The 11,524-nt window shown below is 70.7% G+C and carries 10 protein-coding genes; 2 read left to right on the forward strand and 8 right to left on the reverse strand.

Annotated elements, in window-relative coordinates; translation table 11 throughout:
• The 5 genes from QH270_RS08385 to QH270_RS08405 all read right to left on the reverse strand — a co-directional run.
• A partial coding sequence (locus QH270_RS08385) for an enoyl-CoA hydratase-related protein (protein WP_280339945.1) occupies nucleotides 1-199 on the reverse strand: 199 nt, incomplete at its 3' end.
• Nucleotides 196-1,092: a 3-hydroxyisobutyrate dehydrogenase gene (gene mmsB / locus QH270_RS08390; protein ID WP_280339947.1), complete on the reverse strand. Its 897-nt coding sequence runs from the start codon at nucleotides 1,090-1,092 to the stop codon at nucleotides 196-198. The genes mmsB and QH270_RS08385, both read right to left, overlap by 4 nt.
• Nucleotides 1,089-2,159, reverse strand: a complete 1,071-nt coding sequence (locus QH270_RS08395) for an enoyl-CoA hydratase/isomerase family protein (protein ID WP_280339949.1) — start codon at nucleotides 2,157-2,159, stop codon at nucleotides 1,089-1,091. The genes mmsB and QH270_RS08395 overlap by 4 nt, the downstream gene beginning before the upstream one ends.
• Entirely contained in the window at nucleotides 2,156-3,295 is a 1,140-nt protein-coding gene (locus QH270_RS08400) for an acyl-CoA dehydrogenase family protein (RefSeq protein ID WP_280339950.1), read from the reverse strand. Before QH270_RS08400 ends, QH270_RS08395 begins: the two co-directional genes overlap by 4 nt.
• A 6-nt stretch (nucleotides 3,296-3,301) precedes the next feature.
• Nucleotides 3,302-4,801 (reverse strand): CoA-acylating methylmalonate-semialdehyde dehydrogenase, encoded by a 1,500-nt coding sequence (locus tag QH270_RS08405; RefSeq protein WP_280339952.1) that lies wholly within the window; start codon nucleotides 4,799-4,801, stop codon nucleotides 3,302-3,304.
• 199 nt (nucleotides 4,802-5,000) lie between these two features.
• On the opposite strand from QH270_RS08405, the gene QH270_RS08410 reads away from it, so the two are divergent.
• Nucleotides 5,001-6,137, forward strand: a complete 1,137-nt coding sequence (locus QH270_RS08410; protein ID WP_280339954.1) for an acyl-CoA dehydrogenase family protein — start codon at nucleotides 5,001-5,003, stop codon at nucleotides 6,135-6,137.
• 10 nt (nucleotides 6,138-6,147) lie between these two features.
• Here the strand turns inward: QH270_RS08410 and QH270_RS08415 are convergent, their stop codons facing one another.
• On the reverse strand, nucleotides 6,148-7,794 hold the full coding sequence (locus QH270_RS08415) for a bifunctional 3'-5' exonuclease/DNA polymerase (RefSeq protein WP_280339956.1): 1,647 nt from the start codon (nucleotides 7,792-7,794) through the stop codon (nucleotides 6,148-6,150).
• A gap of 63 nt (nucleotides 7,795-7,857) precedes the next feature.
• A complete protein-coding gene (locus QH270_RS08420; protein WP_280340000.1) occupies nucleotides 7,858-9,933 on the reverse strand; it encodes an MMPL family transporter in 2,076 nt (691 codons plus the stop codon).
• A 93-nt stretch (nucleotides 9,934-10,026) separates the two neighbouring features.
• Between QH270_RS08420 and QH270_RS08425 the strand changes: the two genes are divergently transcribed.
• On the forward strand, nucleotides 10,027-10,536 hold the full coding sequence (locus tag QH270_RS08425; RefSeq protein WP_280339957.1) for a MarR family winged helix-turn-helix transcriptional regulator: 510 nt from the start codon (nucleotides 10,027-10,029) through the stop codon (nucleotides 10,534-10,536).
• Nucleotides 10,537-10,592: 56 nt separating this feature from the next.
• On the opposite strand, the gene QH270_RS08430 is transcribed toward QH270_RS08425, so the two are convergent.
• Nucleotides 10,593-11,519, reverse strand: a complete 927-nt coding sequence (locus QH270_RS08430) for an IclR family transcriptional regulator (protein ID WP_280339958.1) — start codon at nucleotides 11,517-11,519, stop codon at nucleotides 10,593-10,595.
• Between the last annotated feature and the right edge of the window lie 5 nt (nucleotides 11,520-11,524).

Consider the following 11,524-nt stretch of genomic DNA (forward strand, 5'->3'; position numbering starts at 1 on the left):
CGGCACCGGCCGCGAACGCCTTCTCCGACCCGGTGATCACCACCGCACCGATCGAATCATCGGCCTCGAGCTCCTCGAGCGCGGCCACGACATCATCGAGGACCTGCTTGTTGAGCGCGTTGAGCGCCTTGGGCCGGTTCAACGTGATCCAGCCGACCCGGTCTTTCGTCTCGAGCAGGATGGTCTCGAACTCGCTCATTCGGCGGCCTCCCCGGAGCGGTCGCGGATGTCGGTGACGATCGCCGAGAAGTCCCGGCCCGCGTCGGTCTGGTTGAACCGCTCGTAGATCGCCGCGGCCAGCTCACCGAGCTGTCCGTCGATCCCGTTGGCGCGCAACGCGTTCGCGGCAAGGGTGAGGTCCTTCGACATGAGCGCGGTGGCGAAGCCGGGCCGGTAGTCGTTGTTGGCCGGGCTGGCCGGGACCGGGCCGGGGACCGGGCAGTAGCTGGTGAGGGCCCAGCTCTGGCCCGAGGCGGTGGACACCACGTCGAAGAACGATTGGTGGCTGAGCCCGAGCCGCTCGCCGAGGACGAGGGCCTCCGAGAGCCCGATCATCGAGATGCCGAGCAGCATGTTGTTGCAGATCTTGGCGGCCTGGCCGACCCCCGCGTCACCGCAGTGCACGACCTTGCCGCCCATCACGCCGAGGACATCGCTCGCGTCGGCGAAATCCGCGGCCGCGCCGCCCACCATGAACGTGAGCGTGCCGGCCGTGGCGCCGGCGACGCCACCGGAGACCGGTGCGTCGAGGGGCCGATGCCCGGCCGCGACGGCCTGGGCCGCAGCGGCTTTCGCGTCCGCGACGTCGATGGTGGAACAGTCGATGAACAGGGTGTTCGGCTCGGCGGCGGGCAGCAGCTCGGCGTAGACGTCGAGCACCAGCTTGCCGTTGGGCAGCATCGTGATCACGATGTCGCGACCCGCGGCCGCCTCGGCGGCGGTGGCCACCACGGTGGCGCCGTCGGCACGTGCCTGGTCCTGGGCCGCGGGCACCGGGTCGTAGGCGAGCACGTCGTAGCCGGCCCGCACGAGGTTGGCCGCCATCGGGGCGCCCATGTGGCCCAGGCCGAGGAAGCCGATCTTCTTGGTCATCGCTGTGTCTCCTGTGTCGTCGCCCGCAGTTCCCGCTCGCCCAGGTCGGCGAAGTACGCCGCCACCAGGTCGTCGCTGACATCGGTGAGGGTCGCGGGCGCCCACCGCGGATTCCGGTCCTTGTCGATGACCTGGGCGCGAATGCCCTCGACCAGGTCGTGCGAGGCGAGCGCGGCGATGGAGACCCGGTACTCCTCGTCCAGCACCGCCTCGAGGCTCTCCAACCGGCGCGCGGCACGCAGCGAGCGCAGCGTGACCTTCAGCGCGACCGGTGATTTCGCCAGGATGTCGTCAGCGGCCTTGGTCGCCTCGGGAGCATCGGCGGCCCGCAGGCGCGCCACGATCTCCTCGACCGAATCGGCGGCGTAGCAGGCATCGATCCAGCCGCGCTGGGCGAGCAGGTCCGAGGCAGGCGCGGGCTGGGCGACCGCGGCGATCGCCTGGTCCACGCTCTGCGTGCGCAGCGCGGCGAGGAGCTCAGGGAGCGCGGTCGACGGCACGTAGTGGTCGGCGAAACCGGCCGCGATCGCGTCGCCCGCGGTCATCCGCGCGGTGGTCAGCGCGACGTGGGTGCCCAGTTCGCCCGGTGCCCGCGCGAGCAGGTAGGTGCCGCCGACATCGGGAACGAAGCCGATACCCACCTCCGGCATCCCGATACGGGACCGCTCGGTGACGACGCGGTGGCTGCCGTGCGCGGACAGACCGACCCCACCGCCCATCACGATGCCGTCCATGATCGCCACGTACGGCTTGGGGTAGGCGCCGATCAGCGCGTTGAGCAGGTACTCGTCCCGCCAGAAGCGACCGGTCGGCGAATCCGCGCCCGCCGTACCGTCTTTCGCGTCGGCGTGGATGGCGACGATGTCACCGCCCGCGCACAGCCCACGCTCCCCCGCGCCGGTGAGCACCACCGCGCGGACCGCGTCGTCGTCCGCCCACGCGCGCAGCGCGTCGGTGATCGTCAGCGTCATCGCGTGGTTGAGCGCGTTGATGGCCTTGGGCCGGTTCAGGGTGATCAGGCCGAGTCCGTCGGAGACGGAGATCAGCACTTCGGGTTCGTCGGTCATGCCGCTCCTGTCACTGCGCGGGCGACGACCACCCGCATGATCTCGTTGGTGCCCTCGAGGATCTGGTGGACCCGCAGGTCACGCACGATCTTCTCCAGCCCGTACTCGTGCAGATAGCCGTAGCCGCCGTGCAGCTGCAACGCCTTGTCGGCCACCGCGAAACCGGTGTCGGTGGCGAAACGCTTGGCCATCGCGCACAATTCGACCTTGTCCGGCGCCCCGGCGTCGAGTGCGGCGGCGGCCCGCCACAGCAGGGTGCGCGCCGCTTCCAGCTCGGTCCGCATGTCGGCCAACTCGAAGCGCAGGGCGTCGTTGCGGATCAGCGGCGCGCCGAACGCGTGGCGCTCGGTCAGGTACGGAACCGACTTCTCCAGCGCGGCCTGCGCACCGCCGACCGAGCAGGCGGCGATGTTCAACCGCCCGCCGTTGAGCCCGTTCATCGCGATCGAGAAGCCGTCGCCCTCCTCGCCGAGCCGGTTGGCGACCGGCACCCGCGCATCCTCCAGGATCACCTGGCGTGTCGGCTGCGCGTTCCAGCCCATCTTCCGTTCGTTCGGCCCCACGCTCAGCCCCGGGGTGTCGGCGGGCACGATCAGCGCCGAGATGCCGCGCGCGCCGTCGCCGCCGGTGCGCACCATCATCACGTACACGTCGTTGGCTCCCGCGCCGGAGATGAACTGCTTGGCGCCGGTGAGGACGTAGTCGTCGCCGTCACGAACGGCCCTGGTGCTCAGGGCCGCCGCGTCGGACCCGACGCCCGGCTCGGTGAGGGCGTAGCTGCCGAGCAGTTCCATCGAGGCCATGCCGGGCACCCACCGGTGCCGCTGCTCCTCGGTGCCGTAGGCGTCGATCATCCACGTCGCCATGTTGTGGATCGACATGTACGCCGCCACCGACGGGCAGCCCGTCGCGAGCTGTTCGAAGATGCGCACCGCGTCGAGCCTGCGCAGGGCCGAGCCGCCGACGTCCTCGGCGACGTAGATGCCACCGAGGCCGACCGGACCCGCCTTGCGCAGGACGTCGACCGGAAAGTGCTTGTGCTCGTCCCATTCCAGGGCGTTCGGCGCGAGGAACTCGTCGGCGAACTGGCGCGCGGTCTCGGTGATCGCGCGTTCGTCGTCGTTGAGAATGAACATCGACGCTCAGTCCATCGTCGGGATGACGAAGGCGTTGGACTCCTTCAGCCCCGCGGGCCAGCGCTGCGTCACCGTCTTGGTCTTGGTGTAGAAGCGGATCGAATCCGGGCCGTGCTGGTTCAGATCGCCGAAGCCGGAACGCTTCCAGCCACCGAAGGTGTAGTACGCGATCGGCACCGGGATCGGCACGTTGATGCCGACCATGCCGACCTGCACGCGAGCGGCGAAGTCGCGGGCGGTGTCGCCGTCGCGGGTGAAGATGGCCACGCCGTTGCCGTACTCGTGCTCGTTCGCCAGGCGCAGACCCTCCTCGAAGTCCCGCGCGCGCACCACGGTCACGACCGGGCCGAAGATCTCCTCCTTGTAGACACGCATGTCCGGGGTGACCTTGTCGAACAGGCTCGCGCCGACGAAGTAGCCGTCCTCGGCGCCCTCGACGGTCAGCCCGCGCCCGTCCACGACCAGCTCGGCGCCCTCGTCGACACCGATCTGGACGTAGTTGTTGACCCGGTCCACCCCGTCCTGGCCGACCAGCGGGCCGAAATCGGCACCCGGGTCGTCGGAGCGGCCGACATTGAGCTTGTGCACCCGCTCGGTCAGCTTCGCGACCAGCCGGTCCGCGGTCTCCTCGCCCACCGGCACCGCCACCGAGATCGCCATGCAGCGCTCGCCCGCCGAGCCGTAGCCCGCGCCGATCAGCTGATCGGCCACGTCGTCGAGGTCGGCGTCGGGCATCACGATCGCGTGGTTCTTCGCCCCGCCGAAGCACTGGGCGCGCTTGCCGTTGGCGGTCGCGGTCTCGTAGATGTACTGCGCGATCGGAGTGGAGCCGACGAAGCCGACGGCCTTGATCCGCTCGTCGCGCAGGATCGTGTCGACGGCTTCCTTGCCGCCGTTGACCACGTTGAACACCCCCGGCGGAAGCCCGGCCTCGAGGAACAATTCGGCCAGGCGCAGCGGCACGGACGGATCACGCTCGGACGGCTTGAGGACGAACGCGTTGCCACACGCCAGGGCGGGGCCCGCCTTCCACAGCGGGATCATGGCCGGGAAGTTGAACGGGGTGATGCCCGCGACGACGCCGAGGGGCTGGCGCATCGAGTACACGTCGATGCCGGTGCCCGCGCTCTCGGTGTATTCGCCCTTGAGCAGGTGCGGGATACCCACGGCGAACTCGATGACCTCGAGGCCACGCTGGATGTCGCCCTTGGCGTCGGCGATGGTCTTGCCGTGCTCGGACGACAGCAACGCCGCCAGGCTGTCCATCTCGTCGTTGACCAGCGTCAGGAACTTCATCAGCACCCTGGCCCGCTTCTGCGGGTTGAACGCCGCCCACACCGGCTGCGCGGCCGCCGCGTCGGCGATCGCCGCCTCGACCTCGGTGGTGTTCGCCAGCGGAACCCGGGCCTGCACCTGGCCGGTATTGGGGTCGAACACGTCACCGAACGCGCCCGAGGCGCCCGTCACGTGCTCGCCGCCGATGAAGTGGGTCAATTCGCGAACCATGCCAGTCCTTTGCCGAGGGTCGATGCGCGGAGCGCAAGTCTGAGGTTATCCAATAGTTGGATGTCCATGTAAATGGGACCTTCGCATCCACGGGGGATCTCTGTCAATGCCGCCCGGGTTATCGTCCGACTATTGACAGAATGCCAACAGGGTGGCCACTCTGGTGCCGCAGGACTCCACAACGAGAAGAGGAAACCCGATGACCACCGACGCCGACTCGGAGCTGCAAGGCCTGGCCGAACTGGCCCGCAACTTCTTCGCGAACACCGTCGCGCCGCAGCGCGAGGAGTTCGCCGCTCAGGGATACCCGAGCCGGGAGGTCTACCGCCAGGCCGGCGAGCTCGGCCTGCTGTGCATGTCGATCCCGGAGGAATACGGCGGCGGCGGTGGCACTTTCGCGCACGAGGCCGTGCTCTTCACCGAACAGGTCAAGGGCGGGGACTCGGCCATGCAGCTGGGCGTGCACACCGGGATCGTGCCGCACTACCTGCTGGCCTACGCCTCGGAGGAGAACAAGAAGCGCTGGCTGCCCAAGCTCGCCTCCGGCGAGTGGATCGGCGCCATCGCCATGACCGAACCCGGCACCGGCTCGGACCTGCAGAACATCGCGACCAAGGCGGTCAAGGACGGCGACGACTACCTGATCTCGGGCGCGAAGACCTTCATCTCCAACGGCCGCAACTGCGATCTGCTGATCATCGCCGTGAAAACCGACCCGACGCAGGCCGCCAAGGGCGTCTCGCTGGTCGTCGCCGAGGTCGCCGACGACACCCCCGGCTTCGAACGCGGCAGGCTGCTCAAGAAGGTCGGACAGAAGGGGCAGGACACGACCGAGCTCTTCTTCGACAACCTGCGGGTGCCGCAGGCGAATCTGCTCGGCGCCGAGGGCGAGGGCTTCATCCAGCTGATGCAGCAACTCCCCCAGGAACGCCTGATCTGCGGCGTCGCGGCCGCCGCGGCGATCGAGGCCGCCGTGGCCGAGACCCTCGCCTACGTCAAACAGCGCAATGCCTTCGGCAAGCCGCTGTTCGCGATGCAGAACACCCGCTTCGAGCTGGCCGAGTGCGCCACGATCGCGGAGGTGGTGCGCACCTTCGTCGACGCCGCGGTCGACAAGCACCTGCGAGGCGCGCTCGACGTCAAGACCGCCGCGATGGTCAAGTACTGGACCACCGATCAGCAGTCCCAGGTGATCGACCGCTGCGTCCAGCTACACGGCGGCTACGGCTACATGGAGGAGTATCCGATCGCGCGCATGTGGGCCGACGGCCGCATCTCCCGCATCTACGCGGGCGCGAACGAGGTGATGAAGGACCTCATCGCCCGGTTCCTCTGAGCGGCCGCCGCTACTTGGCGTCGCCGTAGCAGTCGACCACGGCGGTGGTGAAGGGAAACCGTACCGGGGTCTCTCCGAAGGCGATCCGGCCGGCGGTGTCGGCCGCGGTGGCGATCGCCTCGGACACCGCCTCGGCTTCCTCGGCCGGGCAGTGCACGATCACCTCGTCGTGCTGGAAGAAGACCAGCTCGGCGCGCAGTCCGCCGTGGAAGAGAGTGTGGCGCAGGCCCGCGAGGACCAGCAGCGCCCAGTCGGCGGCGCTGCCCTGCACGACGAAGTTCCGGGTGAAGCGGCCACGCGCCCTGGCCGCGGGGGTGTCGGTGAAACCGGCGAGGTCGTGGTCTCCGGCGACCGACAGCGGCGTGCAGGTGCGTCCGAGCCACGTGCGCACGAGGCGGCCCTCCGCCCCGGCGTCGGCCGCCTCGTCGACGTAGGCGACCGCGCGCGGGTACCGGCGGCGCAGGGCGGCCATGTGGGTGAGGGCGTCACCGGAGGTCTGGCCGTAGATGGCGCCGAGCAGGGCCAGTTTCGCTTCGGCACGGGTACCGCCCAGACCGCGGGCGGCGAGGTCGGCGTACATGTCCTCCGCGCGGCTCGCCGCGTCCATCAGGCCGGGGTCGCGGGAGATGGCGGCCAGGACGCGCGGCTCCATCTGGTCGGCGTCGGCGACCACGAGCGACCAGCCCGGATCCGCGCGGATCGCCTGTCGGATCACCTTCGGAATCTGCAGGGCGCCACCGCCATTGGTGGTCCAGCGACCGGTCACCGTGCCGCCGGGCAGGTACTCGGGCCGGAATCGGCCCTCGCGCACCCACTGTTCGAGCCACGACCAGCCGTGCGCGGTGTACACGCGATACAGCGATTTGTAGGCCAGCAGCGGCGCGACGGCCGGATGGTCGACGCGCTCCAGTTCCCATTTCCGGGTGGAGGACAACACGATTCCGGCGCGAGCGAACGCCTTGACGATCTCGTTGGGCAGATCGGCACGCACCCGGACCCCGCCGAACGCCCGCGACACCTCGTCGGCCAGCTCGGCCATCCGGCGTGGTTCCCCACCGGCGAATCGTTCGCCGAGCATGGCGTCCAGGAGTCCCCGGTGGATGTCGGCGCGCCACGGGATCCCGGCCCGCGACATCTCGGTGGCGACCAGCATGCCCGCCGACTCGGCGGCGATCAGCAGCCGCATGCGGTCGGGATGTTCGGTTCGCGCGGTCCGCGCGAGCTGTCCCGCGTAGACGGCGAGCAGGGCGTCGAATTCGTCGACGCCGGGTGGGAGTGGGACCGTGGTGGATTCGAACAGCGAGGGCTGGGTGTCGGCGGCGCGCAGGGGCGGATCGGGTGGCACGGGCAGGTTGCGCAAGCGGGCCCAGGCGGCCGCGAGCGAGCGCGCCTGACCGGACTGCCCCTCCTCGTACCCGATCAGCAGGGCTTCGGCGGCCTGGACGTCGTAGCACCGGTCGACCCGCACGCCCGCCGCCAGCAGCGCGCGGTAGAGCTCCGGGGTGGACCGCCAGACCCACCGTTCGACCTCCGGATGGGCGCGGATGCCCGCCGCCACCGACGGCTCGGTGTGGACGGGTCCCGCGGGCCTGCCGTCCGGGCCGAGCGGACACAGGCGCGCGCCACCGTCGCCCGTCTCCGCCACCGCCCACCGCATGCCGTGAGTCTGGCAGCAGGGTCCGACACGACGACCGCGCCGCGCGGACCCCACGGCCCCGGCTCACGTCGTGGCCGGCGCCTTCGGTTCCGCGCCTTGCGGTTTCGCCGGCCACCAGACCTTGTCGCCCAGCAACTCGAACAGCGCCGGCACCACGAGGGTCCGCACGACAAAGGTGTCGAGCAGGATGCCGACGCCGACGACGATGCCCAACTGGGTGAGGGTGATCAACGGCAGCACACCCAGCACGCAGAAGACCGCGGCCAGCACCGCACCGGCACTGGTGATCACCGCGCCGGTCGAGGCGACCGCCCGGACCATTCCCTGCGTGGTGCCGTAGGTGGCCGCCTCCTCCCTGGCCCTGGTCACGAGGAAGATCGTGTAGTCCACGCCCAGCGCGACCAGGAACAGGAACCCGAACAGCGGGACATTGGTGTCCAGTGCGGGGAATCCGAAGACGGTGTCGCTGATCCAGCTGCCCGCGCCGAGGGCCGCGAGCGCGCTGAGCACCGTCACACCGACGAGCAGCAGCGAGGCGGGCACCGCCCGCAGCAGCACCAGCAGAACGAGCAGGACCACGGCCAGGATCAGCGGAATCACCAGCGCCTGGTCGCGACGCGCGGCGTCACGGATGTCGAGGGCTTCCGCGTCGGATCCGCCGACCAGCGCTTCGGCGCCGGGGACAGCGCCGACGGCGGTCCTGATCCCCTCGACGGCCGTGAACGCCTCGGCCGAGCCCGGCGCCGCGTCGAGGACGACGGACCAGCGCGACAGATCCTCGTCGGTGCCGGTGCGGGTGGCACGCGAAACCCCGTCCACGCCTTCGAGTGCCGATTGCACGGCGGCGTCGGTGGCGGTCCGGGCGACCACCACGGCCGGGTCGGCGGAGCCGGACGGGAAGTGCGCGGCCATGGTCCGCAACCCGTCGACGGATTCGGCCTCGACCCGGAACTGCTCGGTACGCGAGAGCCCGATATCGGTCGTGAGGAGCCCGGTAGCGAAGACCACCAGCACCGCGGCCGCCGAGCCCGCGACGAGAGCGGGGCGGCGCACCACGCGGGTCGCCACCGAGGCCCACATGCCGTGCTCGGCCGGATCGCGGCCGTCCGCGGCGGGCACGAACGGCCAGAAGACGCCGCGTCCGCACAGCGCCAGGGCGGGCGGCAGCGCGCACAGGACGAAGACCAGGGCGACGACCAGGCCGGCGGCGGCGAACGCGCCGAGACTGCGGGTGTTGGGCAGCGCGGCCAGGAGCAGGGTCAGCAAGGCCAGAACCACGGTGACATTGCTGGCGACGATGGCGGGCGCGGCATGCCGCACCGCCGCCCGCAGCGCTTCGCGATGATCGGTGTGCCGATGCAGCTCGTCGCGATAGCGCGACACCAACAGCAGCGCGTAGTTGGTGCCGGCGCCGAACACCAGGACGCTGGTGATGCCGGAGGTCGAGCCGTCGAAGGTGAGGCCGGTGAGCTGGGCCAGCGCGGTGCCCACGCTGGTGGCGACGCGGTCCGCGAGACCGACCACGGTCAGCGGGACCAGCCAGAGCACCGGCGAGCGGTAGGTGAGGATGAGCAGCACCATCACCACCAGCGCGGTGACGATCAGCAGCAGCGTGTTCGCGCCGGAGAACGAGTCGGCGATATCGGCGCCGAAGGCGGGCCCGCCGGTCACCTGCACCCGCAGCGGCTCCGGGAGGTCGGCGGTCACGGCCGCGCGCAGCTCGTCGATCCGCTCGGTGAGCGCGAATCCGTTCAGGTCGGCCGACACCGGGATCGGGGCGAGCGCGGCACGTCCGTCCGGTGCCGGGACCAGGCTGTTCGGGGATGCCCCGACCCGCACGAGCGTGGCATCCAGTGCCGCCAGATCCGCGGGCGTCAACGCCCCGTCGTCGGTGCGGGTAGCCACCGCGATCGCGGCGGCCTCCCCCGCGCCGGGGAACTGTGCGAGCGCCTCGGCGGCCCTGGCGGACTCCGACGTCGACGGCAGTGAGACGGGCGCCTGGCCCGCGCTGTCGTTGGCGCCTGCCAGCCCCATGACGGCCACGGCGGCCGCCACCACCGCCAGCAGCATCACCCACGATCGCCGCCCGGTGACCAGCCGGGCGAACCGATCCCAACCCTGTTGTTCGTTCGCTCCCATCACGGACCGTACTATTTCAGAAACTTAACTATCTGGCAATGTCGCGCGCCCCGGGGCGGCTAAGCTCGCAGCCGGACCGAGAGGAGACAGCGCGTGGACGAACACACCGCGAACATCGATCCGGCCGCCGACCGAGCGGGGCTGGAGACCGAGATCGCGCGGGACCTGCGTGCGCTCACCGCGATCTCCGAACAGATCGGACACGTCTTCGCGCGTTCGAACAGCTTGCGGCCGAACGACTTCCGCGCGCTCATGCACGTCGCCACGGCCGAGGCCGAAGGCGTGCCGGTGACGGCGGGGCAGTTGAGCAAGCTCATGGGCGTCTCCGCGCCCGCCGTCACGTACCTCGTCGAGCGGATGATCGAATCCGGCCATCTCGAGCGGGTGCCCGACGAGACCGATCGCCGGCGCGTCCATCTCGGCTACACCGAGCACGGCATGTCCGTCGCGGCCGGCTTCTTCGGCCCGCTCAGCGCACGCACGAGGGCGGCGCTGGCCGACCTGCCCGACAGCGACCTGGCGGCGGCCCATCGCGTGTTCGTCGGGATCACCTCCGCGCTGCGCGAGTTCTACGGCGAATTGCCGGGGCCGACAGCCGACTGACCGCGATGTCGGCGACTGCCACCCAGATCACCGAACACGGCGTCGCGCTCGCACCGTCAGTTCGCTGAATCGGCGACCGAGGCGCCGGTACGGATGCGTTCGGCCGCGGCGATGGTGGCCGCCCCGAGATCGGCCAGCGCCGCACTCGACAGCCGGGAATCCGGACAGGAGACGACCGAGGCGATGACCACCCCGCGCTCGTCGCGGATCGGCGCCGCCACCGTGACCACGGCGTTCTCCGGCCCGAGCTCCTCGGGCAGATAGTCGATGGTGATGAGTTCGGTGATCACCGAGCCGAGCTGGGCCCGCAGCGCCTCGGTGATCGGCGAATTGCGCAGGCCCGCCAGGACTTCCAGCATCGGCGTCGAGTCGTCGACGAGACGTTCGACCGAATAGCCGCGCGTGCGGATCTCGGCGAGGACGCGCGCGAGACGGTCCCGGTGCGCCGGGTCGGCGGTGGCGAGCCAGGCGCGCCGGGCCGCCTCCGGCTCCCAGGCGATGAACTCGCGGCAGACCGGCGGCGCGAGCGGCAGGCGGCGACCCGCGCGGATCCAGCCCGCCGAGGGCTCCCCCACGACCTCGGTGACCACGATGCTGTCACCGTCGCGTTCGGCCAGGAACACCGGATGCCCGGTGTTCTCGGCGAGCGCGCGCAGGTGCGGCGCGGCGGTGCGGCGCAGCGGGAACGCGGCCTCGGCACGGCGCGCGACGGCCAGCAAGCGCAGGCCGATGCCGTAGCACCCGTCGTCGTCGCGCACGGTCCAGCCGTCGGCGGTGAGCTGGGTGAGCACCGCGTGGGCGGTGGCTCTGGACAGTCCCGCTTCGCGCACGATGCGCGCCAGCGACAGCCGATCGGTGGCATGTCGCGCGAGCAGTTCCAGCACTTTCACCACCCGCTGCGTCGGCGGGGAGGCCACGCCGACGACGGAATCGGCGCTCGCCCCTTGACCGGCGTCCGTGGCCGGGCTTATCGTCGGTGTCACAATAT

Origin of the sequence: Nocardia neocaledoniensis (assembly GCF_029868625.1) — a bacterium.
GTDB classification, from domain to species: domain Bacteria; phylum Actinomycetota; class Actinomycetes; order Mycobacteriales; family Mycobacteriaceae; genus Nocardia; species Nocardia neocaledoniensis_A.